Source organism: Mesorhizobium opportunistum WSM2075 (assembly GCF_000176035.2).
In the GTDB taxonomy this organism is placed as follows: domain Bacteria; phylum Pseudomonadota; class Alphaproteobacteria; order Rhizobiales; family Rhizobiaceae; genus Mesorhizobium; species Mesorhizobium opportunistum.
Genome location: NC_015675.1, coordinates 581,312 through 606,788, shown reverse-complemented (window position 1 = coordinate 606,788; position 25,477 = coordinate 581,312). Strand labels below are relative to the sequence as shown.

At 63.8% G+C, this 25,477-nt stretch carries 32 protein-coding genes; 7 read left to right on the top strand and 25 right to left on the bottom strand.

Annotated features, from left to right (window positions below; genetic code table 11):
* Window positions 1-3 precede the first annotated feature (3 nt).
* The 7 genes from MESOP_RS02805 to gcvA all read right to left on the bottom strand — a co-directional run bounded on the left by MESOP_RS02805 (window position 4) and on the right by gcvA (window position 7,838).
* Window positions 4-1,482: a mannitol dehydrogenase family protein gene (locus tag MESOP_RS02805; RefSeq protein ID WP_013891805.1), complete on the bottom strand. Its 1,479-nt coding sequence runs from the start codon at window positions 1,480-1,482 to the stop codon at window positions 4-6.
* A 166-nt stretch (window positions 1,483-1,648) separates the two neighbouring features.
* On the bottom strand, window positions 1,649-2,419 hold the full coding sequence (locus MESOP_RS02800; RefSeq protein WP_013891804.1) for an L-iditol 2-dehydrogenase: 771 nt from the start codon (window positions 2,417-2,419) through the stop codon (window positions 1,649-1,651).
* Window positions 2,416-3,420, bottom strand: a complete 1,005-nt coding sequence (locus MESOP_RS02795; RefSeq protein ID WP_013891803.1) for an ABC transporter ATP-binding protein — start codon at window positions 3,418-3,420, stop codon at window positions 2,416-2,418. Before MESOP_RS02795 ends, MESOP_RS02800 begins: the two co-directional genes overlap by 4 nt.
* A 71-nt stretch (window positions 3,421-3,491) precedes the next feature.
* Window positions 3,492-4,316 (bottom strand): carbohydrate ABC transporter permease, encoded by an 825-nt coding sequence (locus MESOP_RS02790; RefSeq protein WP_013891802.1) that lies wholly within the window; start codon window positions 4,314-4,316, stop codon window positions 3,492-3,494.
* 11 nt (window positions 4,317-4,327) lie between these two features.
* Window positions 4,328-5,200: a carbohydrate ABC transporter permease gene (locus tag MESOP_RS02785; protein ID WP_013891801.1), complete on the bottom strand. Its 873-nt coding sequence runs from the start codon at window positions 5,198-5,200 to the stop codon at window positions 4,328-4,330.
* Window positions 5,201-5,339: 139 nt separating this feature from the next.
* Window positions 5,340-6,650, bottom strand: coding sequence for an ABC transporter substrate-binding protein (locus MESOP_RS02780; protein ID WP_013891800.1), 1,311 nt, complete (start codon window positions 6,648-6,650; stop codon window positions 5,340-5,342).
* Between the two features lie 282 nt (window positions 6,651-6,932).
* Window positions 6,933-7,838 carry a transcriptional regulator GcvA gene (gene gcvA / locus MESOP_RS02775; RefSeq protein WP_013891799.1) on the bottom strand — a complete coding sequence of 302 codons (906 nt, stop codon included), beginning with the start codon at window positions 7,836-7,838 and terminating at the stop codon, window positions 6,933-6,935.
* Between the two features lie 110 nt (window positions 7,839-7,948).
* Here gcvA and MESOP_RS02770 point away from each other — a divergent pair, with 110 nt between their 5' ends.
* Window positions 7,949-8,134: a hypothetical protein gene (locus tag MESOP_RS02770; protein WP_013891798.1), complete on the top strand. Its 186-nt coding sequence runs from the start codon at window positions 7,949-7,951 to the stop codon at window positions 8,132-8,134.
* 41 nt (window positions 8,135-8,175) lie between these two features.
* On the opposite strand, the gene MESOP_RS02765 is transcribed toward MESOP_RS02770, so the two are convergent.
* Window positions 8,176-9,135, bottom strand: coding sequence for a sugar-binding transcriptional regulator (locus MESOP_RS02765; RefSeq protein ID WP_013891797.1), 960 nt, complete (start codon window positions 9,133-9,135; stop codon window positions 8,176-8,178).
* 246 nt (window positions 9,136-9,381) lie between these two features.
* Here MESOP_RS02765 and MESOP_RS02760 point away from each other — a divergent pair, with 246 nt between their 5' ends.
* The gene (locus MESOP_RS02760) at window positions 9,382-10,014 is read left to right on the top strand and encodes an HAD family hydrolase (RefSeq protein ID WP_013891796.1); all 633 of its coding nucleotides are present in this window, start codon (window positions 9,382-9,384) and stop codon (window positions 10,012-10,014) included.
* A 12-nt stretch (window positions 10,015-10,026) separates the two neighbouring features.
* Here the strand turns inward: MESOP_RS02760 and MESOP_RS02755 are convergent, their stop codons facing one another.
* The 9 genes from MESOP_RS02755 to ureC all read right to left on the bottom strand — a co-directional run bounded on the left by MESOP_RS02755 (window position 10,027) and on the right by ureC (window position 16,923).
* Window positions 10,027-10,794 carry a class II aldolase and adducin N-terminal domain-containing protein gene (locus tag MESOP_RS02755; RefSeq protein ID WP_013891795.1) on the bottom strand — a complete coding sequence of 256 codons (768 nt, stop codon included), beginning with the start codon at window positions 10,792-10,794 and terminating at the stop codon, window positions 10,027-10,029.
* Window positions 10,795-10,881: 87 nt separating this feature from the next.
* Entirely contained in the window at window positions 10,882-11,523 is a 642-nt protein-coding gene (gene ureG / locus MESOP_RS02750) for an urease accessory protein UreG (RefSeq protein ID WP_013891794.1), read from the bottom strand.
* Window positions 11,520-11,960 (bottom strand): DUF3995 domain-containing protein, encoded by a 441-nt coding sequence (locus MESOP_RS02745; RefSeq protein WP_013891793.1) that lies wholly within the window; start codon window positions 11,958-11,960, stop codon window positions 11,520-11,522. The genes ureG and MESOP_RS02745 overlap by 4 nt, the downstream gene beginning before the upstream one ends.
* Entirely contained in the window at window positions 11,957-12,628 is a 672-nt protein-coding gene (locus MESOP_RS02740; RefSeq protein WP_013891792.1) for an urease accessory protein UreF, read from the bottom strand. The genes MESOP_RS02745 and MESOP_RS02740 overlap by 4 nt, the downstream gene beginning before the upstream one ends.
* Window positions 12,621-13,232 carry an urease accessory protein UreE gene (locus MESOP_RS02735; protein WP_013891791.1) on the bottom strand — a complete coding sequence of 204 codons (612 nt, stop codon included), beginning with the start codon at window positions 13,230-13,232 and terminating at the stop codon, window positions 12,621-12,623. Before MESOP_RS02735 ends, MESOP_RS02740 begins: the two co-directional genes overlap by 8 nt.
* Window positions 13,229-13,834 carry a glutathione S-transferase family protein gene (locus tag MESOP_RS02730; protein WP_013891790.1) on the bottom strand — a complete coding sequence of 202 codons (606 nt, stop codon included), beginning with the start codon at window positions 13,832-13,834 and terminating at the stop codon, window positions 13,229-13,231. The genes MESOP_RS02735 and MESOP_RS02730 overlap by 4 nt, the downstream gene beginning before the upstream one ends.
* A gap of 44 nt (window positions 13,835-13,878) precedes the next feature.
* On the bottom strand, window positions 13,879-14,472 hold the full coding sequence (locus MESOP_RS02725) for a hypothetical protein (protein ID WP_013891789.1): 594 nt from the start codon (window positions 14,470-14,472) through the stop codon (window positions 13,879-13,881).
* A gap of 59 nt (window positions 14,473-14,531) precedes the next feature.
* A complete protein-coding gene (locus tag MESOP_RS02720) occupies window positions 14,532-15,020 on the bottom strand; it encodes a DUF29 domain-containing protein (protein WP_013891788.1) in 489 nt (162 codons plus the stop codon).
* 190 nt (window positions 15,021-15,210) lie between these two features.
* Entirely contained in the window at window positions 15,211-16,923 is a 1,713-nt protein-coding gene (gene ureC / locus MESOP_RS02715; protein ID WP_013891787.1) for an urease subunit alpha, read from the bottom strand.
* 167 nt (window positions 16,924-17,090) lie between these two features.
* Between ureC and MESOP_RS02710 the strand changes: the two genes are divergently transcribed.
* Together MESOP_RS02710 and MESOP_RS02705 are read left to right on the top strand one after the other, a co-directional pair.
* Window positions 17,091-17,465, top strand: coding sequence for a hypothetical protein (locus MESOP_RS02710; RefSeq protein WP_013891786.1), 375 nt, complete (start codon window positions 17,091-17,093; stop codon window positions 17,463-17,465).
* A 126-nt stretch (window positions 17,466-17,591) separates the two neighbouring features.
* Complete coding sequence (locus MESOP_RS02705; RefSeq protein WP_013891785.1) at window positions 17,592-18,086, top strand: hypothetical protein; 495 nt, start codon at window positions 17,592-17,594, stop codon at window positions 18,084-18,086.
* Between the two features lie 75 nt (window positions 18,087-18,161).
* Here the strand turns inward: MESOP_RS02705 and MESOP_RS02700 are convergent, their stop codons facing one another.
* The 5 genes from MESOP_RS02700 to MESOP_RS02680 are packed head-to-tail and all read right to left on the bottom strand — an operon-like array spanning window position 18,162 to window position 20,533.
* A complete protein-coding gene (locus MESOP_RS02700) occupies window positions 18,162-18,467 on the bottom strand; it encodes an urease subunit beta (RefSeq protein ID WP_013891784.1) in 306 nt (101 codons plus the stop codon).
* Window positions 18,468-18,473: 6 nt separating this feature from the next.
* On the bottom strand, window positions 18,474-19,061 hold the full coding sequence (locus MESOP_RS02695) for a HupE/UreJ family protein (protein WP_013891783.1): 588 nt from the start codon (window positions 19,059-19,061) through the stop codon (window positions 18,474-18,476).
* Window positions 19,062-19,094: 33 nt separating this feature from the next.
* Window positions 19,095-19,349 carry a DUF1272 domain-containing protein gene (locus MESOP_RS02690; RefSeq protein WP_013891782.1) on the bottom strand — a complete coding sequence of 85 codons (255 nt, stop codon included), beginning with the start codon at window positions 19,347-19,349 and terminating at the stop codon, window positions 19,095-19,097.
* 10 nt (window positions 19,350-19,359) lie between these two features.
* On the bottom strand, window positions 19,360-19,662 hold the full coding sequence (locus tag MESOP_RS02685; RefSeq protein WP_013891781.1) for an urease subunit gamma: 303 nt from the start codon (window positions 19,660-19,662) through the stop codon (window positions 19,360-19,362).
* Window positions 19,663-19,690: 28 nt separating this feature from the next.
* Entirely contained in the window at window positions 19,691-20,533 is an 843-nt protein-coding gene (locus MESOP_RS02680) for an urease accessory protein UreD (RefSeq protein ID WP_013891780.1), read from the bottom strand.
* Between the two features lie 202 nt (window positions 20,534-20,735).
* On the opposite strand from MESOP_RS02680, the gene MESOP_RS02675 reads away from it, so the two are divergent.
* The 3 genes from MESOP_RS02675 to MESOP_RS02665 all read left to right on the top strand — a co-directional run bounded on the left by MESOP_RS02675 (window position 20,736) and on the right by MESOP_RS02665 (window position 23,110).
* Entirely contained in the window at window positions 20,736-20,990 is a 255-nt protein-coding gene (locus MESOP_RS02675; RefSeq protein ID WP_013891779.1) for an acyl carrier protein, read from the top strand.
* A gap of 4 nt (window positions 20,991-20,994) precedes the next feature.
* On the top strand, window positions 20,995-22,203 hold the full coding sequence (locus MESOP_RS02670; RefSeq protein WP_013891778.1) for a beta-ketoacyl-[acyl-carrier-protein] synthase family protein: 1,209 nt from the start codon (window positions 20,995-20,997) through the stop codon (window positions 22,201-22,203).
* 202 nt (window positions 22,204-22,405) lie between these two features.
* Entirely contained in the window at window positions 22,406-23,110 is a 705-nt protein-coding gene (locus MESOP_RS02665; protein ID WP_013891777.1) for a glutathione S-transferase family protein, read from the top strand.
* A 24-nt stretch (window positions 23,111-23,134) separates the two neighbouring features.
* On the opposite strand, the gene MESOP_RS36660 is transcribed toward MESOP_RS02665, so the two are convergent.
* The 3 genes from MESOP_RS36660 to MESOP_RS02650 form a co-directional block, all read right to left on the bottom strand.
* Window positions 23,135-23,443 carry a hypothetical protein gene (locus tag MESOP_RS36660; RefSeq protein WP_013891776.1) on the bottom strand — a complete coding sequence of 103 codons (309 nt, stop codon included), beginning with the start codon at window positions 23,441-23,443 and terminating at the stop codon, window positions 23,135-23,137.
* A 92-nt stretch (window positions 23,444-23,535) separates the two neighbouring features.
* Entirely contained in the window at window positions 23,536-24,147 is a 612-nt protein-coding gene (locus MESOP_RS02655; RefSeq protein ID WP_013891775.1) for a nucleoside triphosphate hydrolase, read from the bottom strand.
* Between the two features lie 134 nt (window positions 24,148-24,281).
* Window positions 24,282-25,376 carry a hypothetical protein gene (locus MESOP_RS02650; RefSeq protein WP_013891774.1) on the bottom strand — a complete coding sequence of 365 codons (1,095 nt, stop codon included), beginning with the start codon at window positions 25,374-25,376 and terminating at the stop codon, window positions 24,282-24,284.
* Between the last annotated feature and the right edge of the window lie 101 nt (window positions 25,377-25,477).

Below are 25,477 nucleotides of genomic sequence, written 5' to 3'. Positions count from 1 at the left end.
TTCTCAGAGCTTGCCGGCGATGTAGCGTGTCAGCGTGGCGCGCGCGCCATTCGCCCACAGCAGGTTGAGCGCATGGGCAAAGGCCTCGACGAACGCCGTCGCGCGGCCGACATCGCCATAGATGTCCTCCATGGCAAGCCAGGCGGCGGGCGCGTCCTTTGCCGCCTTGGCCGTTGCCTGCATCCGGTCCCAGCTCGGGTCGTTGGGCTCGATGACGGCGCCGCTGTCCGACGTGCCGAAGCAGTAACGGCACCAAAGCGCCGATTCCAGCGCCAGACCCGCGACGCCCTTTCCGGCCTTCAGCCGGTCGGCGATGGTCGGGATGATGAATTTCGGCTGGCGGTTTGAGCCATCGAGGCAGAGCCTGCGCACCGTGTCGCCGATCTTCGGGTTGGAGAAGCGCTTCTCGATGAGCTGGTAATAGTCCTCCAGCACCGTGTCCGGCACCGGCGGCACGGTAGGAATGATTTCGTCGTGCTCGAGTTTGTCGAGAAAGCCGCGCACCAGCGGCTCCTGCATCGCCTCATGGACGAAATGGATGTCCATCAGCCCGGCCGGATAGGCGATGGTGGCGTGACCGCCATTGAGGATGCGGATCTTCATCAGCTCGTAGGGCGCGACATCCCTGACGAACTGCACGCCGACCTTTTCCAGCGGCGGACGGCCATCGGTGAAATGGTCTTCCAGCACCCACTGCCGGAACGGCTCGCAGAACACCGGCCAGCTGTCCTTGACGCCAAAATCCTTGGCCAGGATGCCGCGCTCGCGATCGGTGGTGGCGGGCGTGATGCGGTCGACCATGCCGTTCGGGAAGGCGACATGCTCGCTGACCCAGGCCGCCAGATCCTCGTCGATCAGGCGGGCCAGGCCAATGACGCCATCCGACGTGACGTGGCCATTGTGGGGGATGTTGTCGCAAGACATCACGGTGAACGGCACGATGCCGTCGTCGCGGCGGCGCATCAGGCCGGCGAGGATGATGCCGAACACCGTCTTCGGCGTGGCGCCCGGTTGCGCGTCGGCGACGATGTCGGGATGGGCCGGGTTGAAGACGCCGGACGCCGGGTCGATGAAATAGCCGCCTTCGGTGATGGTCAGTGAAACGATCTTGATCGCCGGGTCGGCCAGCTTCTCGATGATGCCGGCCGCGTCGCCCGGCACCAGGAAGTCGATCATGGCGCCGGTGACGCGGGCGCTCATGTGACCTTCATCCTGCTCGACCACCGTGGTCAGCCAGTCCTGCTCTTCCAGCTTGCCGCGGCCGATTTTCTCGCCGTCGAACACGCCGGCGCCGACCAGCGCCCAGTCATGGCCGATGCCCGCATTGAACAAATCGTCGAGATAGACGGCCTGATGCGAGCGATGGAAATTGCCGACGCCGAAATGCACGATGCCGGCCTTGAGCTTCGAGCGGTCGTATTTCGGTCCGGCGACGTTGGCCGGAAGCCTGGCGAGATTGGAGGAAGAGAGTTTCACGGTCATCTGCTTTACCCTTTGGCCGGGCTCCGGCCTTCGTTACGCTCCTCTCCCCGTCTTCTACGGGGAGGGCAAAGGCGAGGGCGGCGCATCATCGGATGAAGGCTCGCCTCTCACCGGACTGTCGGCCTCCTCTCCCCGCGGAGGTACGGGAAGAAGAGGCCGTCCCCCCTCAACTCATCCACTGGCCGCCATCGACATTGTAGGTCTGGGCGACGATGTATTCGGCCTCGTCGCTGGCTAGGAACACGGCCATGCCGGCGAGATCCTCCGGTCTGCCCATGCGGCCGTATGGCACGCCTTCGCCGACCAGTCTCTTTTTCTCGCCCTTGGGCCGGTTCTCGTATTTGGCGAACAACGCATCGACCTGGTCCCACATATCGCTGTCGACGACGCCAGGCGCGATGCCGTTGACGTTGATGCGGTGCTTGATCAAGTCGAGCCCGGCCGACTGGGTCAGCGAGATGACGGCGGCCTTGGTGGCGCAATAGACGCCGACAAGGGCCTCGCCGCGCCGCCCGGCCTGGCTCGCCATGTTGATGATCCTGCCGCCCTTGCCCCGCGCGATCATCGAGCGGGCCGCCGCCTGCAGCATGAACAGCGTGCCGGCGACATTGACGGAGAACAGTTTCTCGTAGCTTGCCCGCGATATCTCGACGATCGGTGCCAGATCGAACAATGCGGCGTTGTTGATCAGGATATCGAGGCCGCCGGTCCTGGTCTCGACGGCTTTCACCGCCGCGTCGATGGAGGACTGGTCCGTGACATCGAGTTTCACGGCGTAGGCTTTGGCACCGATCTCGGCGGCTGTCTTCTCGGCAGCTTCCAGGTTGATGTCGGCAATCGCCACGACAGCGCCTTCGCGCGCATAGGCTTCGGCGAAGGCCCTGCCGATGCCACGGGCCGAACCCGTGATCAGCGCCGATTTGCCGTTCAACCTCACTGCACCATTGCCTTTCCGTCGGCGCCGAAGCGATGCAGCTTGGCCTTGTCGGGCGTGAGATAGATGGTGTCGCCGTGGTGAACCGCCAGCTCGCCCTCGGCGCGCACCGTCAGCGGGCCGACGCCATCGGCCTGGACATGCAGGAACGTGTCGGATCCCAGATGCTCGGCGACGCCGACGGTCGCCTTCCATTCGCCCGCCGTGGTCGAGATTTCCATGTGCTCGGGACGGATGCCGACGGTCTTGGCGCCATGTTTGGCCGCCGGTGCGCCTTCGATGAGGTTCATCTTCGGCGAGCCGATGAAGCCGGCGACGAACAGGTTGCGCGGCGTCTTGTAGAGCTCCATCGGCGAGCCGACCTGCTCGATGTTGCCGGCGTTGAGCACGACGATCTTGTCGGCCATGGTCATGGCTTCGACCTGGTCGTGGGTGACATAGATCATCGTGGTCTTGAGCTGATGATGCAGTTCGCTGATCTCCAGCCGCATCGTGCCGCGCAGTGCCGCGTCGAGGTTGGACAGCGGCTCGTCGAACAGGAAGGCCGATGGCTGGCGCACGATGGCGCGGCCGATGGCAACGCGCTGGCGCTGGCCGCCCGAGAGCTGGCCGGGCCTGCGTTCGAGATAGTTGGTGAGGTTGAGCACGCGCGCCGCGTCCTTCACCTTCTTGTCGATGGTGGCCTGGTCCTCGCCCGCCATCTTCAGCGGGAAGGCGATGTTCTTGGCCACCGTCATATGCGGGTAGAGCGCGTAGGACTGGAACACCATGGCGAGCTTGCGCTTGGCCGGCGCCTCGCCGGTGACATCACGGCCATCGATGTTGATGGTACCGCCGCTGGTGTCTTCGAGACCAGCGATCAGCCTCAGCAGCGTGGACTTGCCGCAACCGGACGGACCGACGAAGACGACGAACTCGCCATTCTCGATGACCAGGTCGAGGCCGGGGATGATGGACGTCGATCCGAAGGATTTGGAGACGTTCTTGAGCGTGATGTTTCCCATGGTTTCCTCCCCGGGGGGTTATTTTCCTGCCGGTTGCTTCAGGCAAATCCAGTTATTTAACCGCATCGCCATTATTTGACGGCGCCAAATGTCAGGCCGCGCACCAGCTGCTTCTGGCTGAACCAGCCCATGATCAGGATCGGCGCGATGGCCAGCGTCGAGGCCGCCGAAAGCTTGGCCCAGAACAGGCCTTGCGGACTGGAGAAGGAACTGATGAACGCGGTCAGCGGAGCTGCGTCCGTGGTGGTCAGCCGGATCGTCCAGAACGCCTCGTTCCAGGCCAGGATGATGTTGAGCAGCATGGTCGAGGCAATGCCGGGCACCGCCATCGGGGTCAGAACATAGACGATCTCGTTCCATAGCGACGCGCCGTCCATGCGTGCCGCTTCCAGGATCTCGCCGGGGATTTCGCGGAAATAGGTGTAGAGCATCCACACCACGATCGGCAGGTTGATCAGCATCAGCATGACCATCAGGCCGATACGGCTGTCGAGCAGTCCGAGATTGCGGAAGATCAGGTAGATCGGGAACAGCACTGCGACCGCCGGCATCATCTTGGTGGACAGCATCCACATCAATATGTCCTTGGTCCGCTTGGTCGGCGAGAAAGCCATCGACCATGCAGCCGGAATGGCGACCAGCAAGGCCAGGATGGTCGAACCGACCGAGAGCAGCACCGAGTTGAAGAAGAATTTGAAGTAGCCGCTCTGCGCCTGGACCTCGGTATAGCTCTCGAATGTTCCTGATGGGATCAGGTTGAAGCCCTGGATCGCCTCCTGTTCCGACTTGAACGAGGTGATGATCGTATAGAGGATCGGGAAGAAGATCAGCAGGGCGACAATCCAGGCCGCAACGGTCGCGATCGTCTTGTGCTGGGTGGTGACTGAGCGTGCCATCGTATCCTCCCTTATTTGTCCAGGTTCTTGCCGACGGCGCGCATGGCGAAGAAGGCAACGATGTTGGCGAGAATGACGGCGATCACACCGCCCGCGGATGCCTGGCCGATTTTGAATTCCAGCAACGCCTTCTGGTAGACCAGGAAGGGCAGGTTGGTGGAAGCGTATCCCGGGCCGCCATTGGTGGTGACCAGGATCTCGGCATAGACCGACAAAAGGAAGATCGTCTGGATCAGGATGACGACGGTAATGGCGCGCGACATGTGCGGCAGCGTCAGATAGATGAAGCGGCTGATGAAGCCGGCGCCGTCCATCTCGGCGGCTTCCTTCTGCTCGCCGTCGAGCGACTGCAGGGCGGTCAGCAAGATCAGCGTCGCGAAAGGCAGCCATTGCCAGGCAACAATGATGATGATCGCCGTCATCGGATGCTGCCCGAACCAGTCGATCGGCTGAGCCCCGAAGAATCGCGCTATATCGGCGAACACCCCGTATTGCGGATGCATGATCATATTCTTCCAGACCAATGCGGCCACCGGCGGCATGACGAAGAACGGCGAGATGACGAGGATGCGCACAATCCCTTGCCCCCACATCGGCTGGTCGATCAGCAGCGCCAAAAGGATGCCGCCGATCACCGTGATCAGCAGCACGCTGATCACCAGGACGAGCGTGTTGAGGATCGACTGTAGGAAGGCTGGATTGGAATAGAACAGCGCGTAGTTGGAGACACCGACGAACCCGTCGCGGATCGGATTGAGCGGATTGTACTGCTGGAAGGAGAACCACAGCGTGAGCGCCAGTGGGACAACCATCCAGACCAGGAGCAGGACGACAGATGGCGCCATCATGAAACGGGCAAGCGAACGGGTCTGCTGAGTAGCCATGACGGTCACCCTCCAAAGGTCAGCTGGATTTTAGAGTTGCGCCAGAAATTCCAGGATTTTGAAGATGGCCGCCCGAACTGGGACTCGGGCGGCCATTGCCGGTCATGATGCGCGACCGGCATTCGGCACCGGGAGGAGCCTACTTGATATAACCGCCTTCGGTCATTGTCGCCGTGGCGGCGTCCTGGGCCTGCTTCAGGGCATCGTCGACGCTCGACTGGCCGGCGAGAGCCGCCGAGAACAGCTGGCCGACAGTGGTGCCAAGGCCCTGGAATTCAGGGATGGCGACGAACTGCACGCCGACATAGGGCACCGGCTTGACGGTCGGATGCGTCGGGTCGGCCGCGTTGATCGAGTCCAGCGTCATCTTGGCGAACGGAGCCGCTTTCTGGTAGTCGGCGTTGGCATAGAGCGACGAGCGCGTTCCGGGAGGAGCATTGGCCCAGCCTTCCTTCGATGCGACGAGCTCGGCATAGTGCTTGCTGGTCGCCCAGGAGACGAACTTCTCGGCGGCGTCAGCCTTCTGCGTACCGGCGGGAATGGCCAGCGACCAGGCCCACAGCCAGTTGCCGCGCTTGCCCAGCCCATTGTCCGGGGCCAGCGCATAGCCGACCTTGTCGGCGACCTGCGAGGCCTTTGGATCGGAGACGAAGGACGCGGCGACCGTGGCGTCGATCCACATGCCGCACTTGCCCTGCTGGAACAGCGCCAGATTTTCGTTGAAGCCGTTGGAGGACGCGCCCTCGGGGCCGTCGGCCTTCATCAGGTCGACATAGAACTGCAGCGTGTTCTTCCATTCGGGCTGATCGAATTGCGGCTTCCAGTTCTCGTCGAACCAGCGGGCGCCGAAGGAGTTCGACATGGCGGTCAGGAAGGCCATGTTCTCGCCCCAGCCGGCCTTGCCGCGCAGGCACACGCCGTTCACGCCATTGGCGCGGTCGGTCATCTTGTCGGCGGCCTGCTTGATGAAGTCCCAGGTCGGCGCGTCGGGCATCTTCAGCCCGGCCTTGTCCATCAGGTCCTTGCGGTACATGACGAAGGAGCTTTCGCCGTAGAAGGGCGCGGCATAGAGCTTGCCGTCGACCGACAGGCCGCCGGCGATGGCCGGGATGATGTCCTTGGCGTCGTAGTCGTCGCCGAGCTTGTCGAGCGGCAACAGCCAGCTCTGCTTGGCCCAGATCGGAACCTCGTAGGTGCCGATCGTCATCACGTCGTACTGGCCGCCCTTGGTGGCGATGTCTGTGGTGACGCGCTCGCGCAGCACGTTTTCCTCGAGCGTCACCCAGTTGAGCTGGATGTCGGGGTTTGCCTTGGTGAAGTCGTCGGTCAGCTTCTGCATGCGGACCATATCGCCATTGTTGACGGTGGCGATGGTGATGGATTCGGCGTGCGCAGCGAACGCCAGCGCGCTGGTCGAGCACAAGCCCAGGATGAGCGTACGAAGTTTCATCAAATTCCTCCCATGGACCAAGATGAGCATTTGCCTTGGCTGTGAGCAATTACTCATTAAGTTCCATATTATGTCAAGCCAGATTCGATGCTGCAGCGCAGCACTCGACGACGCTGGCCGGATATGGAGTGGAGGAAATAGCCGGGCAGGCTGCCTGCTGCCTCTCATAATTCAGAGGTCGCGCAGCCCGATCGGATCCGGAGGCCAAAACGACCGGCATTTTGAACGGCATGCATGAAGACGCGTCGCGGAACTTCGCTTCGAAGCGATGCACCTTGCCAGTCAGCAGGCTATTTCGGCCAGCAGCCAGTCGCGGAAGGCGCGGATCTTCGGCACGTTGCGCCGTGCCTCCGGATAGACCAGCCAGTAGGCGTGGCCATCGTCGCCGACGAGGTCGAAGGGTTGGATCAGGCGGCCGTCGGCGAGTTCCGCCTTGAACAGCGCCCGGGTCAGGATCGCCACGCCATGACCGGCGATCGCGGCATTGGCCTCATAGGCCTGTGCGCCCATGCTGCTGCCGGGCCGCTTGGCGAGATCGTGCGAGTGCACGCCGGCAGCCTCGAACCATTGCGTCCACCAGATGTCGCCGGGATCGAGGATCGGCAGCCGCAACAGGTCCGCCGGTTCCCTGACGCCGCCGATGCTTGCCGCGAGCTTCGGGCTCAGCATCGGCGTGAAATCGGCATCGAGCAGCTTGTAGGCTTCCAGCCCCGGCCATTTGCCGCCGCCCGACCGGATGGCGAGGTCGACATCCTCGCGGGCGAAATCCGTCAGCCGGCTCGACGTTTCGAGCCGCACGGCGAGCGAAGGATGAGCGATCTGGAACGAGCCCAGATGGTGCGCCAGCCAGTTCGAGGCGAAGGTCAGCACGGTGGTGACGCACAGCACGCCATCCGCGCCGCCGCGCGCCGCGGCATAGGCCTGGCCAAGAATGGCGAAGGCCTCGCTGACCGCCGGCGCGAGGCGCTGGCCGGCCTCGGTGAGTGCGATCTGGCGCGGCCGCCGCAGGAAAAGCGGCGCGCCGACCCGCTCCTCCAGCACCTTGATCTGATAGCTGACCGCTGCTTGCGTCATGGCGAGCTCCTCGGCCGCCTTGGTGAAGGAAAGGTGCCGCGCCACCGCTTCGAACACCCGGATCGCCTGCAGAGGCGGGAGCTGCGAAACCTGCCGCGAGCTGAGGTCCGGCATAAAGCCTCCTTATGGGTCCTTATCGACGTTCGATTGGCCAAGGCGGCCGGCAAGACCGACATTCAGCGTCAACCCGTCATTCGGGTCCAGGATAGCGAAGGTTGACGATCATGACCATGGCACAGCAAAAATGCACTCCCGCCCCCGATCATCGCTGGATTTCGTGGCTCGCGGACGGATTCGGCTGGTTTGCGAGCCGAAAAAAGGCACATCTCGACATCAGGGACCTGTCGCCGCATCTGCAGCGCGACCTCGGTTTCCTTGACGGCAACGACCCTTTCGGGCGGCACGGATAGCATTGCTCTCTTTATCGCAAATCGCTCGCGGCGGGTTCCAGTCAGATGCTGGCCAGCAGCGCAGCTGCCGTCCGCTCGTCGGTGATGAGCCCGTTGACCAGCCGGCGGTTCACGGCCGCCAGGATACCCGGCAGCTTGCGCTCGCCCATGGCCAGCGCAATGACCAGCGATTTCTCGCGCGACGGCAGCGATGCCGACGACACCCGGTCATTGGTGATGCCCTCGATCATGCGCCCTTCGCGATCGAACACCCAGCCGACGATCTCGGCGATGCCTCCCGCCTTCTGCAGGGCTTTCAGCTCGCTTTCTGAAATGAAGCCGTCCTCGTAGAGCGGCGCCTTCGGGCCGAGATCGCCGATGCCGATGAAGGTGACGTCGGCCTCGGCTGCCAGCGCCAGCGTCGGCTGGATCATCGGCTGGTTGAGCAGCATCTCGCGCTCCTGCGGCGAGGAGGCGATGACCGGCAGCGGCATTGGAAAGGAGCGCGCCTTGACCCTGTCGGCCATGGTGAAGATGACGTTGTAGAAGGCGGCCGAGCCGTCCGGCGAGATGTTGCCGGTCAACGACACCACCTTGTGCTGCGGGCATTCCATCGGCGGCAGCTGTTCGATTGCCGCCTTCAGCGTGCGCCCGGTGCCGATCCCCATGACGATCGGCGTCGGTGACCGCAGCCGGCGCTCGATCTCGGCGGCGGCCGCCTCGGCGATACCGATGGTGGTGGAGGATGAATTCGGGTCGCTCGGCACCACCTCGACCAGGTCGAGCGCGAAACGCGACTTGAGCCGGGCCGCGAGGTCCAGGCAGTTGGCGATCGGATGGTCGACGCGCACCTTGATCAGCCCTTCCGACACCGCCAGCGACACCAGCCGCTGCGCGGTCTGCCGCGATATGCCGAGCGTCGCGGCGATCTGGTCCTGTGTGTTGCCGGCAACATAGTAAAGCCACCCGGCGCGCGCCGCGTCGTCCAGCCTGTTGTTGCCGCCATCCTGCCGCGTATTCACGTCCTGCCTCCCCGAGGCCGCCGGTCATCGAGGCGGTCCATGCCTAGTTTCGCAGGGAACTGCCTGCTGTGCAATTGTCAATCTCAAGGGCAAATGCTTGCGTCTGTCCAACCCGGATTTTGCATCCACCAATGTCTGGTCGGAGAAGCAATGCGGCGTCGGTTGCCGGCCGGAGCCGCGTTCTGCGGTCGCGAAGGTTTATCTCCCGGCGCAAACCCTTTAAGGGATCGAAAAAAGGAGCGCTGCATGACACCGAAAGCGGTTTTCTGGGACATGGACGGCACGCTGGTCGACAGCGAACCGCTGCATGAGGCAGCCCTCGTGGCGGCGATGCGCAATGCCGGTCTGATACCGCCTGATGATTTGCATGAGCGGGTGCTCGGCGTTGCCGCCTGGCCGGTCTACGAGATGATGCGCGACGAGTTCGGCCTGGACCTGCCCTTCGACGAATGGATCGTCCACAAATACGAACACTATCTGCCGCTTGTCGAAAGCTTGCAGCCGCGCCCCGGCGCGATCGAGATTTTCAACGAGTTGCGGGCAAAGGGCGTGGCGCAGGCCGTGGTGTCCAATTCGGACCGGATGATCGTCGATGCCAATCTGCGCATGGTCGGGCTGACCTATCCGGGCATGAAGACGATCAGCCGCAACGACGTGCGCGAAGGCAAGCCGCACGCCGAACCCTTCCTGCGCGCCGCCTATCTCGCCGATGTCGATCCCGCGCACGCCGTGGCGATCGACGACAGCTGGCCCGGCGCCCTGGCAGGGCTGGCGGCGGGCATGAAGACGATCTTCTGGCCGGAGAAGCCGATGGAAGGACCGCCCGGCGCCACGGTCATCAACAGCGCCGAGGAGTTGCGCGGAGAGCTTGGGCTCTGAGTTCCCGGAAGCTCAGTTCCGGTAGACCGGTTCCTGCTCGTCGAGGATCGCCTTCAGTTCGCTGAGATGGCGCTCGGCCTGGCCGGGATAGTCGTCCATTTCGCTGGCCGTCTTCTCGGCGATCGGGTCGGACAGCGTGCGCAGCGGCCGGCCGGTCCAAAGTGCCTTGATGTAGGTTTCGGCGGCGCGCTCGAAATAGAACATGCGGTTGAACGCATCGGCGACCGTATCGCCGATGACCAGCACGCCATGATTGCCCATCACCATCACCTTGACCTTGGGGTCGGTCAGAAGCTGCGAGCAGCGTTCGCCCTCTTCCTCGAAGGCCAGTCCGCCATAATGGGCGTCGACGACATGGCGGTTGAAGAACATTGCCGAATTCTGGTCGATCGGCGGCAGGCGGGAATCGGCGAGCGAGGCCAGCACCGTGGCGTGGATCGAATGGACATGCATGACGCAGCGCGCGTGGCGGACATTGCGATGGATGGCGCCGTGCAGTCCCCAGGCCGTCGGGTCGGGCGCGTTCGGCCCCGTGAGCGTGTCGGGATCGTTAGCGTCGATCATCAAAAGGTCGCTCGCCTTGATACGCGAGAAATGCACCTGGTTGGGGTTCATCAGGAATTGCGTGCCGTCCTCGTTGACCGCCAGCGAGAAATGGTTGGCCACCGCTTCATGCATGTTGAGCCGCGCCGTCCAGCGGAAGGCGCAGGCAAGATCGACGCGCTCTTCGTAGAACGGCAGGTTGGTCAGCGTTTCCTTCTGCAGGCGGGCGATGCTCATCGAAAATCCTCCGGTTTTGGCAAGAATGCCGCGACCCACGTCCGCCCGCAACGGGTTTCGGTTGGTGCAGGAAGAGGCGGCTGCCGGTCAGGCCGCCGTGCTGGCGGCAATGCCGGCCCTCAGCCCGCCATGCTCGACGATGAAATCGATGACCTCCTGCAGCCCTTTGCCGCGCGACAGGTCGGTGAAGCCGAACGGGCGCTTGCCGCGCATGCGGCCGGCATCGCTCTCCATCACGTCGAGGTTGACGTTCACATAGGGCGCCAGGTCGCTCTTGTTGATGATGAGGAAGTCCGAGCGGGTGATCGCCGGTCCGCCTTTCCGCGGGATTTCTTCGCCCTGGCAGACCGAGATGACGTACAGCGTCAGGTCGGCAAGGTCCGGCGAGAAGGTGGCGGCAAGGTTGTCGCCGCCCGATTCGATGAAGATGATGTCGAGATCGGGGAACTTCCGGTTGAGTTCGGCGATCGCCTGCAGATTGATCGAGGCATCCTCGCGGATCGCGGTGTGCGGGCAGCCGCCAGTCTCGACACCGACGATGCGGTCCTCCGGCAGCGCCTGTAGCCGCGCCAGCATCATGGCGTCTTCCCTGGTGTAGATGTCGTTGGTGACGACCGCGATGGAGAATTCATCGCGCAGCGCCTTGCAGAGTTTTTCGGTGAGCGTCGTCTTGCCCGAGCCGACGGGGCCGCCAATACCGATGCGAAGGGGACCGTTAGCCTGGGTCATGTCGGGAACTCCGTGATGGCAAGGACTGCGAAGCCGAGCCCGATCAACAGGCACAGCGGCGAATAATAGCTTATATCGAGCCGGGCGAAGGGCTGCTCGGGGGTCAGCCGGCGCCACCAGGGCGTGAAGCCGGCAATGCCGCGCCCGAGAAACACCAGCCCGATGAGCAGCGCGGTGGCGGCGAGGCCTTCCCTGGGGAAGGGCGATGCAAAAAAGCCGATCAGCGCCAGTGGCCACAACGTTGCCAGGGCGAGACAGGCGGCAACCGCGAAGCTGGCAAACGGCGTCGGCATTTCATCGATGCCGCGAAAACCGACGACGGCATGGGCGCATGACTTGGCATCCCTGCCCGGCCAGATGCCGCCAATGCCCCAATAGACATGCAGCGCCGTGATCAGCAGCAGGACGAATGAAAGGACGAAGGCGAGGGCGATCATGAGCGGAACAGCCGCGAATATTGGGTTTCGTGCTTCATCGCCATGACATCGGAGACGAAGGCACAGCCGCCGAGATCGTCGAGCGAGGAACTGGCGGCGCGGGCAGCGGTTGCCAGGGCCAGCGGCTCGAAGCCGGCAAGCAGCACTGTTGCTTCCGACTGGCCGACGACACCCAACCTGATCGCCGCCTGGACAAGGTTGGAGAAGAAGGCTTGCAGGAAGGCGGACAGCGCGTCCCGCAGCGCAATGCCATTGCCGCCGGCGATGGTCCCGACAGCGATGCAATAGGCGCATTCGGCCGGCAAGCGCTCCAGCACGGGATTGGGCCAGGCCGATGCGGCCTTGATGAAGGCGGTACCTTGCAGCATGGTCTCGGTGTGGCGTTCGCGCGAACCGGCGAGCGCCTCGGCGAGCGCGGCCACTTCGACGAGATCGCCGGCGTTGTGGGCGCGGCGCCAGCTCTCGGCGAACAGCACGGCATCGTTCCAGCCCGAACCCATTTCGACCAGCGTTTCCAGCCATCCAGCGAGGCTTGCGGCATCGGCCACCAGCCCGTCATGCACCGCGCGCTCCAGACCGTGGCTGTAGGCAAAGCCACCGACCGGAAAGGCCGGCGACAGCCACGCCATCAGCCGCAGCAGGGCGATGTTGGAAAGCTGGTCAGTCATGGTCGTGGTGGTGACCGTCGTGGGAATGGCTGTGGGAATGGGAATGCTGTTCGCCGTGTGCGTGCGAATGCGCCTCCGAGTGGCTGTGAGTATGCGCCTCCGCGTGATGGCCGTGATCGTGACCATGGGCACCACTGTGGGCTGAATAGGCGCCGCGCACCGGCTTGAACGGCTCGGAGACCTCGCGCACGGTGGCGCCGAGCCCCTCCAGCATCACCTTGATGACGTGATCGCTAAGGATGACGATGCGGTCCGCCTCGATGCCCGCCGCGAGGTGACGGTTGCCGATATGCCAGGCAAGCTCGGTCAGATGCACGGCGTCGCGGGCGCGGACGTCATAGACGTCCTCCGGTGCCGCGACGATTTCGATATGACCGCCATCCTCCAGCACCAGCCGGTCGCCGTCGTTGAGAGCGACAGGCTCGGGCAGGTCCACCAGCACCTTGCTGCCGTCGGCAAGTTCGATGGCGCGGCGGCGCAGATGACGCTCGTCATGGGCTAGAACCGCACGGCCCGATGGTGCAGTGGTTCCGGCCATGCCGGCAAGCAGCACCGAGACGGCACGTGGGAATTTGGTGAAATCGGTGTTGAGATTGAGCTTCATTTCATGGAGCCTCCATTAGCTTGCGCCTTTGCACGGGCAGGGCGCGCCAAGACACGGTCGAAATAGGCGTTGACGCGCTCGGATTCGATCGGGAATTTTCCGGCGCGGGCCCAGCCGCCCATATCGCCCAACATCACGTCGACGGCGGAAAACCGGTCGCCGAGCGCGAAGGGCTTGTCGCCAAGCCGGCGATCCAGCGCCTGAAGCTCCGAGATGAAATCATAGGTCGCGGCGGGGCCGACATCGACCCGAACTTCCTTCGGCAGCAGGAAGCGATGGCGCAGCTTGTTCCACAGCGGCGCCTCGAACTCGCTCTGCGCGAAATGCATCCAGGAATCCATTTCGGCACGGCCGGCAATGCCCGGATTGGCGCCCATGCCCTTGTCCGCGTGTTTGTCGGCCAGATAGACGCAGATCGCGGCCGAATCCGTCACCGTCAATTCGCCATCGATCAGGATCGGCACCTTGCCCGAGGGGTTGAGTGCATAGGCTTCCGGCGAGCGCAGATGAACCGCGACGAATTCATAGGGCTCCCCGAGCTCCTCAAGCATCCAGAGAACGCGGCTGACCCGGGATCCGCGCGATCCGACGGCCTTGTACATGGTTGGATCCTGCCTTTCGCTGGACTCTAGACCATCCGCTTTGGTCATACGATCGTGTCGAAGAGCCGCAGGATGAACGATATCTGATAGATCAACGCTGCCGTGACGAAGGCGATGTGGAAGCGGCGGTCGCGCACCAGGATCGCGGCGATGCAAAACGCGACGAAGACCGGCGTGCGGAACAGATATTCGTTGCCGAAGCGGGCGAAATGCTCCGGTCCCTTCAGCAGCGTATCGATCACGTCGAGCAGATAGGTCGCCGCCAGCAGGCCGAAGAACCAGGCGCGGCGCGAATAGAAGAAATCCTCGTAGCTGGTGTAGTCCAGCATCGAATCCGGGAACAGCAGCGCGCACAGCAGGAACAGCGTGATCGCGTAGAAGATGATGAACAGGTATTTGCCGAAGGTCCACGTTTCGATGGCGTAGAGGCCGAACTCCCACCACCAGAAATGCACCAGCATCAACAGCACCGAAGCGACCCAGGCCAGATGCACGGGATAAAGCCGGTATTGGCCCGGATGCTGGACGATGCGCGCCACGCCCGACAGCAGGCGGGCGACGCCAAGCCCGATCACCATGCCCATGACGATGCGGATATGCGGGAAGATGTCGTGGGGAGAGGCTATTTCGGTGGCCATCGGCGGATAATAACAATGCTCACGACGGGATGAAATATTTGCGACGGGCCACTTCGCGGCTACTCGCGAATAAGTTTATCCGAAGACCACGGCCTGCCTGGAAAATAGCCATGGTCCAGAATTTTCCTGATTGTAAATGGGCAATCAACAGGAAAATCGCGATCGCTCAAGCCGGTTTCGTCCAGCGCCTTTAACCTTGCTATCTTGAACTCTCGTCCAAGCATCTGCGCCGGATACGCTTTCAGACTCGGACTTTCATCGAGCAGATTTTCAATCCGATATCGCTGTTCACGGATTGTGAGCAGCCATCCGGTTTTGCGCTGCTCGGGCTGAAACTCCCATTTGAGCAAATGCAGGATCAAGGTGCCAAGCCTGCTCGCAATTTCCCTTTTGTCGCTCCGCCCCAAGCTCTCGATCTCCTCGGCGAGATTCTCGCGATCAAGATCGGACAGACGACCTTCGCGCAACAGCGCGCCTTGCTCGGCGCACCACTGAGCATAGTCCGCCTCGTAGGGCGTCAATTGCTGTTTGCGAAAAATCTTGTTCATGCAGCCTATATTGCTCCAATGGCCCCGAATTTCCAAGTTGGAAGCAGGGGGCACGGATGCGATTGGCAATCTGACGAAACATCTTGGCTTCGCACTGGACATAGCGCGTGCGCTTTTGCGCATCACACTACGCGCTGTGGATTCAGACGCAATTCACCAAGTTCATGACTTTCAACCAAAACCGCTGACATCAAAACAGAAAATACCGTTGCGCCATCGGCAGCACCGTTGCCGGCTCGCAGGTCAGCAATTCACCATCGGCCCGGACCTCGTAGGTTTCCGGGTCGACCTCGATATGCGGCGTGGCGTCGTTGAGCACCATCGAATGCTTGCCGATGCCGCCGCGGGTGTTTTCCACCGCGACGAACTGCTTGTCGACGCCGAGCCGGCCATGCAGGCCCGACCCGAGCGCCGCCTTGGAAACGAAGGTCACCGACGAGTTGGTCCTGGCCTTGCCATAGGCGCCGAACATCGGCCGGTAATGCATAGGCTGCGGCGTCGGGATCGAGGCATTGGGGTCGCCCATCGGGGCGGCGGCAATCATGCCGCCGATCAGCACCATGTCCGGCTTCACCCCGAAGAATGCCGGGTTCCACAGCACCAGGTCGGCGCGTTTGCCCACCGCGATCGAGCCGATCTCCTTCGACAGGCCATGTGCGATGGCCGGGTTGATCGTGTATTTGGCGATGTAGCGGCGGACGCGGAAATTGTCGTTGTTGCCGGTCTCCTGCGGCAGTGAACCGCGCTGGCGCTTCATCTTGTCGGCAGTCTGCCAGGTGCGGATCGCCACCTCGCCGACGCGGCCCATGGCCTGGCTGTCGGACGAGATGATCGAGAAGGCGCCGATATCGTGCAGGATGTCCTCGGCGGCGATCGTCTCCTTGCGGATGCGGCTTTCGGCAAAGGCGATGTCCTCGGGAATCGACGGCGACAGATGATGGCAGACCATCAGCATGTCGAGATGCTCGGCCAGCGTGTTGACCGTGTAGGGCCGCGTCGGATTGGTCGAGGACGGGATGACGTTGGGCAGGCCGCAGACCTTGATGATGTCGGGTGCGTGGCCGCCGCCCGCACCTTCGGTGTGGAAGGCGTGGATGGTGCGGCCCTTGATCGCCGCCACGGTGTTTTCGACAAAGCCGGATTCGTTCAGTGTGTCGGTGTGGATCATCACCTGCACGTCATGATCATCGGCCACCGACAGGCAGCAGTCGATGGCCGCCGGCGTCGTGCCCCAGTCCTCGTGCAGTTTCAGCGAGCAGGCACCGCCTAGCACCATTTCTTCCAATGCCGCCGGCAGCGAGGCGTTACCCTTGCCGGACAGGCCGATATTCATCGGAAAGGCGTCGAAGGACTGGATCATGCGGGCCATGTGCCAGGGTCCCGGCGTGCAGGTGGTGGCCAGCGTGCCGTGCGCGGGGCCGGTGCCGCCGCCGAGCATGGTGGTGATGCCTGACATCAGCGCTTCCTCGATCTGCTGCGGGCAGATGAAATGGATATGCGCGTCGAAGCCGCCGGCGGTCAGGATCTTGCCCTCGCCGGCGATGATTTCGGTGCCGGGGCCGATGATGATGGTGACCCCATCTTGCGTGTCGGGATTGCCGGCCTTGCCGATCGCGGCGATGCGGCCGTCCCGGAGGCCGATATCGGCCTTGAAGATGCCGGCGCTGGCGTCGATCACCAGCGCGTTGGTGACGACCGTGTCGACCGCGCCCTGGGCGCGGGAAACCTGGCTCTGGCCCATGCCGTCGCGGATGACCTTGCCGCCGCCGAATTTCACCTCCTCGCCATGGATGGTGAAATCCTTCTCGACCTCGATGAAGAGTTCGGTGTCGGCAAGCCGCACCCGGTCGCCGACGGTCGGGCCATACATCTGCGCATAGGCGGCACGGGTGATTCTGGCCATCAGCGATTGCTCCCGAATTGCGGTGCGGTTGAAGCCGGCTTGCACATTATCGCCATCCAATGGTCATGCAATGACCCGCTGGGCGACACCTTCTGATCCCATTTGGCGGTTGAGGTTGGGGGGTCACCCCAAAACGACCGTTTGCCAAATCGATGGAAGGAAGATCCATGCGCAAAGCGATAGTTCTTGCAGCCGCCGCCACCCTGACGCTGGCGGGCGCCGCCAGTGCCCAGCAGCAACCTGCGCAACAGCCCGCCCAGGCGCCGGCCGCGCCGGCTCCTGGCGGTCAGCAGGCCGCGCCGGCGATCCAGAGCGTCAACATCGTCGACATCACCGAGTTGCCGAAGGACACCCAGACGCAGGTCAACCAGGTGATCGCCCAGCGCGGCGATGACGGCCTGAAGAAACTGCGCAGCTCGATCGATGCCACGCCCAAGGTCAAATCCGCGCTGGAGGCCAAGGGAATGACCTCGGCGCAAGTGGTCGCGGCCAGTATGGAGCCCAATGGCGCGCTGACCCTGATCACCAAGAAAGCCAGCTGACGATCCGGCCTGGCGGGCCGGCATCCGGTCCGCCGGGCGCATCGTGAAGGAAACCGTGAAGGGAACCGTGGCAAGGCTGGAAGCGTTTCGTTTCCCAGAGGTTGGAACGAACCACGAAAGCGAGCGATGACCGTCACGATACTGCCCGATGCCAGATGGCCACATGCGTTTGCGGCGGCGGCCTTTCTCGCGGCAAGCATCCCCCAGGCGGTGCTGAACGCGCAGAGCCTCGAAAGCCCGGAGACCGTCGACAGGATCGTCGGGTCGCAGGTCAATCAGGAAGAGGCCAAGGCCACCGCGGAAATTGGAAAAGTCAGTTCGGCGATCGACCGCACGCGTGAGAACATCAGCACCGTGCGCAAGACGTCCAAGCTCGACAGGGTCGACATCGTCTTCCTCACCGATGCGGCGCGCAGCGAAGGCGGCCCGCCGCCGGTCATCGAGAACAAGGTTCGGCAGCATCAGGACGATGTGGCGGAGCTGCGCAAGGAGATCGAGGCCAACGCCCTGCTCTTCAATGCTATCGATTCGCGGCGCGTGCTGGCCGAGGACGTCCTTGCCGTCGAGTTCGACGATCCCGGAAAGATCGTCATCTACGCGGCCGCCAAACCGCCCGGCTGAAAGCACCGTGCGCTCTCACGCTTGCCCCAAAGCCTGTCGCCGTCTTGGCGCACCACGCATGAGATCCCACCGATCTCACAGCTTGCCCATCACCTTCTGCTGGAATCCATAGACCTCGCGCTTGCCGCCGAGCGGCACCAGCGTGACGTCGCGTTCCTGGCCCGGTTCGAAGCGCATGGCGGTGCCGGCGGCGATGTCGAGGCGCATGCCGCGTGCCCGTTCGCGGTCGAACTTCAGCCCTTCATTGGTTTCGAAGAAATGATAGTGGCTGCCGACCTGGACTGGCCGGTCGCCGCTGTTGGCGACTTTCAGGGTGACGGTCGCCAAGCCCTTGTTGAGTTCGATGTCGCCTTGTGCGGGGATGATTTCGCCGGGGATCATTGGACCTCACACCACGCCGAAGGCAAGGCCGACGCCGATCGCCGCGCAGGCCGCGCCCGCGATGCGGGCCAGGCCGCGCAACCTCTGGCCAAGGCTGAGGCCGGCGGCAATGCCGGTGGCATGGAGCAGCACGGTGGCGACGGCAAATCCGGCCATGTATTCAAGCCCGCCGGCATTCTCCGGCACTTCGGTGCCATGGGCATGGCCGTGAAACAGCGCGAACAGGGCGAGGATGGTGGCACCCGTGGACACCGGGAGATCGGTCGCCAGCGCCACCAGCAGCCCAAGCGCCACGACCGACGCCAATATGCCCGGCTCGACGAACGGCAGCGGCATGTGCAGCATGCCGAGTGCGCCGCCCACCAGCATGACGCCGGCAAAAGCCGCCGGCCAGGCCCAGATCGCCTTGCCGCCCTTGAGTGCCGCCCATAGTCCGACCGCGATCATCGCCGTCATGTGATCAAGGCCGGAGAGCGGATGCATGAAGCCGGCGGTGAAGGAGGATGTCGTGCCGATGCCGACATGGGCATAGGCCGGCATGGCGGCGGCCATCAACAGGATCGCCGAGAGGCACAGGCGTTTGGCGGGGATCATTCTACTTGCCTTTCGTTTGCGGTGTCGCAGGGGTCACGCGGCCTTGCGCGGGCCGCAGCCCTCGGCCTTGAGGACGCGCTTGGTCGAAGCCGGGTATTTCTTCAGCATCGCGGCGGGACGGATCGGCCGGGCGGAAAAATTGCCGCCGCAATTCGGGCAGACGCCACCCAGCACGCCTTCCGCGCAGTCGGCGCAGAAGGTGCACTCGAAGGTGCAGATCAACGCGTCCGTCGCCTCCGGCGGAAGGTCCTTGTCGCAGCATTCGCAGTTTGGACGCAGATCCAGCATTCCGGTCTCCTCACCTGATGGGTTCGTGCACGGTCACCAGTTTCGTGCCGTCGGGGAAGGTCGCCTCCACCTGCACGTCATGGATCATCTCGGCGATGCCTTCCATGACCTGGGCGCGGCTGACGACATGGGCGCCCGCCTCCATCAGCTCGGCGACCGGGCGGCCGTCACGGGCGCCTTCGACGACGAAATCGGTGATCAGCGCGATCGCTTCCGGATGGTTGAGCCTGACACCGCGCTCCAGTCGCTTGCGTGCCACGATTGCCGCCATGGCGATCAGCAGCTTGTCCTTTTCCCTTGGCGTTAGGTTCATGCGTTTGCCTGAAATGATGCGAACAGAATCACAGTGACCATAATTTGGGCAGTCCCGCCTCTCCATTGAGCAATCCGACGAGCGGAACCAGCCGCTGGCGCAACTGGTAGCCGTCCTCGGCGTAAAGCCTCGCAAGAAGCTTGCCAGATGTCCCTACGCTCCAGATGCTGGCGCCACCCTGGTCGCCGATGATCTCCCGGACCGGATCGAGCAGCGCCTCTGCCCGTGGCGACACCAGCAGCAGCGTTGCCACCGCGATCGCGCCGCCGGCGACGGCCGGACGGCCCAGGATCGCGGCGATGTCGGGTCCGATGCGGAAATCCTCGGCATGGATGAGGGACCCATTGCCACGGACGCGCCAGCGGTCGTGGAAATTGCCGTGCGCGGCACGTTCGCCCATTGCCAGGCGGCCAAAGACCGTCGCCTCCACCAGCAGCGCCTCGGTCCCTGCGGCAAGTTCGACATCCAATGTCCTGGCAAAGGCCGCCCGGTCGAAGACGATGGTTTCCTGCGGCAACCATGCAATACGGCCGTTTTCGCCGACGGTCAGCTTGATCGACACCTCGGCGCGGTCGGACGCGGCGCGATAGACCTTCTCGCAGGCCTGGGTGGTTATCGCAGCGCTGGCATTTGCGCCGACATCCACGTCCCATCCGAGGCGGTCGCCGCCGGTCAGCCCGCCGGCGGTGTTGATCAGCACTGCTTCCAGCGGTCCGGCCGAAACCGCCGGCAGCCTTATCTTGGCGGAGCCGTCCTGATAGAGGCGGCGCAGCCGCGTGCGGCCGTCGATACTGGCGCAGCCAAGCTGGGCCAGGCCGGCGGCGCGCTGGGCCGGTTGGCCTGAAAACTTCGTATATTCGATCGTGTCCACGCCGCCAGGTTAAGCACTGCGGCGGTTTTGTCGACATATAGCTTGTTGCTTGATAGCGTTTCCGTTTCTATAGAGGGAGCCACCTTGGTGCGGTCATGCGATGCTTGGCGGGGGTAGAAGGCGACAATCGCGGCCTGATATCGAGGACAAAAAGGCGCTGTTCAGTTGGCGTCGGGAAACGAAAAAGTGGGGAAGAAACCGAATGGCCGACCAACTGGCAACGGAAATCATCGAAAAGATCAAGGCCCATGCCGAGCCGGGCGGTGAGGAAATCACCACCGCCACCGAATTGACGGCGCTCGGCATCCATTCGCTGGAGCTGACGGAGATCATCTTCGATCTCGAGGAGCAATATGGCATCGAGATCGAGATGAACACGGTCGACGCCTGGAGCAATCTGAAGAACGTTGGCGACATGGTCGAGGCCGTTCGCGCGCTGATCGCGAAAAAAGCCTGACCGAATGCTGAAACGCGTCGTCATCACCGGCCTTGGCGGCATATGCGGGCTCGGCACCAATGCGCCGGCAATCTGGGGCGAGATGCGCGCCGGCCGCTCGGCGATAGGCCCGATCGAAAATCATTCCCTGCACGACCTGAAGGTCAGGACGGGCTGCGAGGTCAAGGCGCTGCCCGATCACGGCATCGAGCGCAAGCAACTGGTGTCGATGGACCGTTTCAGCCTGCTGGCGGTGATCGCGGCGCGCGAAGCCCTGCAACAGTCCGGATTGGCCGCGCATGCCGACAACACCTATCGCATGGGAACCATTGTCGGCGTCGGCGTCTGCGGGTTCGAGACGGTCGAGGAGAACTATCGCGCCATCCTGGTCGAGGGCAAGAATCGCGCCGGCATTTTCACCGTGCCCCGGGTCATGCCGGGCGCCGCCGCCGGCCAGGTCAGCATGCACCTTGGCCTGCGTGGGCCCGTGTTCGGCGTCACTTCGGCCTGCTCGTCGGCCAACCACGCCATCGCCTCGGCGGTGGACCAGATCAGGCTCGGCCGCGCCGATGTCATGGTGGCCGGCGGCACTGATGCGCCGCTGGTCTGGGGCGTGCTGAAGGGCTGGGAGGCATTGCGCGTGCTGTCGCCCGACACGTGCCGGCCGTTCTCGGCCGATCGCCAAGGGCTGGTGCTGGGCGAGGGTGCCGGCATGGCTGTCCTGGAAAGCTATGAACATGCGACGGCGCGCGGCGCCACCATCCTCGCCGAAATCGCCGGCACCGGCCTGTCGGCCGACGCGTCCGACATCGTCGCGCCGACCATCGAGGGCCCGGAAGCCGCGATGCGCTTCTGCCTGGCCGATGCCGGGCTCAATCCCGAGGACATCGACTATCTCAACGCGCATGGCACCGGCACCAAGGCCAACGACCAGATCGAGACCACCGCCATCAAGCGCGTCTTCGGCGAGCACGCCTACAAGCTGTCGGTCTCCTCGACCAAGTCGATGCACGCCCATTGCCTAGGCGCCTCTGGCGGACTGGAAATGATCGCCTGCGTCATGGCGATCCGCGAAGGCGTCGTGCCGCCGACGGCGAATTTCCGCGAGGCCGATCCCGATTGCGACCTCGACGTGACGCCGAATGTGGCCCGCGAACGCAAGGTGCGCGCCGCGATCAGCAACGGCTTTGCCTTTGGCGGCACCAACGCGGTGCTGGCCTTCAAGGCTGTTTGACCCCTGCGGTCACCACCGCATCCCTGCGGTCACGACTGCCGATGATTCGGAATGCCACCGGCGGTGGCGCTCCGTCCGGTCTGGTTGACGGTCCGTCATGGCGAAACCGTCGCCGCCATATTGATCACACCCGGCCGCGCGCCTAATTCTTTGCGGACCCGCCAGCACCGCGCTTTTGCGCATCCCCATTCAGGAGTTCACGATGGCCGACCTGTCCGCCTTTCCAATCACCGCGCGCTGGCCGGCCAAGCACCCGGACCAGATCCAGCTCTATTCGGCAACGACGCCGAATGGAGTGAAGATATCGATCGCCCTGGAAGAGATCGGCCTGCCCTACGAACCGCATTGGATCAATATCGGCCAGAACGAAAGCTGGACGCCGGAATTCCTGTCGCTCAACCCCAACGGCAAGATACCGGCGATCATCGATCCCAATGGCCCGGACGGCAAACCGATCGGCCTGTTCGAATCCGGCGCCATCCTGCTCTATCTCGCCGAAAAGACCGGCCTGCTCATGCCCGTGGACGCCGCGCGCCGCTATGAGACGATCCAGTGGGTGTTCTTCCAGATGGCTTCGGTCGGGCCGATGTTCGGCCAGGTCGGTTTCTTCCACAAATTCGCCGGCCGCGAGATCGCCGACAAGCGCCCGCTGGAGCGCTATCGTGACGAATCGCGGCGGCTGCTCGGTGTGCTCGACGGCAGGCTGAAGGGCCGCAAATGGATCATGGCCAACGACTACACCATCGCCGACATCTCGCTGCTCGGCTGGGTGCGCAACCTGATCGGCTTCTACGAAGCCCGCGACCTCGTCGGTTTCGATGATTTTGGCAATGTAGCGGCATGGCTGGAGCGCGGCCTGGCACGGCCGGCGGTTCAAAAGGGCCTGACCATTCCGGCAAAGGCCTGAGGCGGACTGCCGCCCTGCTGCCTGCTACTTCGCTTTCGCCTTCGAACTGCCCCTGCCGATCACGGAGGCGGCAAGCGAGGCGGCCCCGCGGGCGGTTGCAACCACCGCACCTGCGGCGACATTCGCCGCGGTTCGAACGGCACCGGCTTTGTTCGGCGCCGCTTTGCGCGGGCTGGCCGTCTTCGCGGCCGGGACTACTTTTCTGGGTGCCGCCTTGCCGAAAGCGCCTTTGGCGTCTTTTGAGCGTTCGGCTACCGCGGGGCCAGCACCGGCTTTCGCTTGCGTTGCCTTCGCGGGTTTCGTCTTTGCGGGTTTTCTAGCCTTGGTTGCCATGCAAAATCCCTCACGCCACACAAACTGGTTCTGAGGCATAACGGCGCGAAACTCTTAAGGTTCCCGTCCAAGAATACCGAAAATTAAGCAGGTTAACCAATGACCAGGTCGGCCGCCCGGCGCCGTGCCAGCACGCGTTCGATGTTCGGCATGTCGTTGGAGGCGATCCAGGCGCGCGCATCGGCGTCGGAACGGCCATGCTCGTGCCAGCGCTCCATCAGGCGGCGCTCGAGCTCGTTGCGCGGCACGTCGACGAAGATCGAGTAGTCGAACAGCGGCGCCAGCCGCGACCACGGCTCCTCGTCGAGCAAAAGGTAATTGCCTTCGACCAGGATGAACTTGGTTTCGGTGCCGACGATCGCCGCTGCGGCGCGCGACAGCTCCAAGCCGCGGTCAAAGACGGGGATCGCGATCTCGGCCTCGCCGGCCCGGATGCGCTTCAGCAGGGCTTCGAAGCCGGCGAAGTCGAAGGTTTCCGGCGCGCCCTTGCGTGCGCGCAGGCCGCGCGCGTTGAGCACGATGTCGTCATAGTGGAAGCCGTCCATCGGCACGACTTCCACGGCTCCTTCTGGCAACAGGTCATGCAGGCTCGCCGACAATGTCGACTTGCCCGCTCCCGGCGGCCCCGCAATGGCGACGATGAAGCGCTTTGCCTTGCCGGCGCGCTTGAAGATAGTGGCGGCGAGGTGCGCGATTTCGGACATGGGAGCCTCACTTGCCCTGATGGTCGGCCCAGATAGTCGGCCTAGATGGCCGGCCCTGATGATGCACGACAATTTCGCCGCATCTTGGCGGCAGTCGGGCGAAATTTCAAATCCGCCATTGCGCGATCTCGTGCCTATGCCGCGGCAGGCTGGCCGATGCGCAGGAAATCGCTGTCGAACGGCACGTCCCATGTCGAGCCGCCGGCCGACAGCCGCATGCGGCCATCCGCCGTGACAACCTCCTGCGGCGGTTCGCCACCCGGCAGCGGCAGGGCGCCGATGACATGGCGAAACGAGAAGCGGTCGCCGAGCGCAAAGGCGGTCGCCACGCCCTCTCGTTTCAGCCAGTTGTCGCCGATCGAGGCGGCGTGGCCGACAGCGGCGCGCCCATCCTCGATGCCGAGCACGCCCAGATGGCGGCCGCTCCACGGCGCGTAGTCGCGGCCGCCATTGCTCAGCCACAGCATGGTTACAGGCAGTTCAGCCGGGTTCTTCAACACCAGCACCAGATCGTCCTCGGCCTTGCGGGCAAGTGCTGTCCAGCCCGGCCCGCCATGGTCGGCCTCGATCAGGGTGACGAAATCCTCGCGCCGGTCATCCATGCGGTAGTCCGTCAGGTCGCGCGTGCCGCCGGCGGCGGCAGGAAAATGGCCGAGGTCGGCCGACCGCGCCGGATAGGCCAGCATGAAGCGGCCGCGTGCGGAATCGGGCTCCAGCGGGTCGGCCGGCGTCGCGGCAAAGCGCTTCGGCGAAAAGGCCAGCCGGCCGCCGCCCTTCATCGCCGTCATCGGGTGATGGGCGACGGAAATCGCGCCATGGCCGCCGGAAAACACGTGCTCCTGGTAGAGGAAGGGATGGCCGTCGATGAGGGTGAGGATCTTGTCGACGCTGGCGCCCATGACCTTGTGCCGCAGCCGGAAAACGGCGCGCCAGCCACCGTCCGTGGCGCTGCTTTCGGTGATGTCCCAGGCGCTGTTGGCCGGCCAGCCATGCAGCGGCGCGTCCTCGACATCGCTGCGCGAAAACGGCGCGCAGAGGAAATCCCCCGACAGGCGAACCGTGCCTTGCGGCAGGTCCATCGGCAAGGTCTCGCCGGCGTCGACCCAGGGCGCGCGATGCAGCGGCTTCAACTGGCGTCCGTCGCCGTCGACGGTCATGTCGGCGATGTGGCCGACGGTGAGATCGAGCGAAACAGAAATGCCCCTGGCCTTGATCGTGCTGATGTCCATTGCGCGCTCACCCGATTCTGAAGGCGCAACCAGAACCCGTTCGGCGCGGCTTGCGCAAGCGTGATGTCGGGCATTTCGCATCACGCTGCCTCACCCTCCCC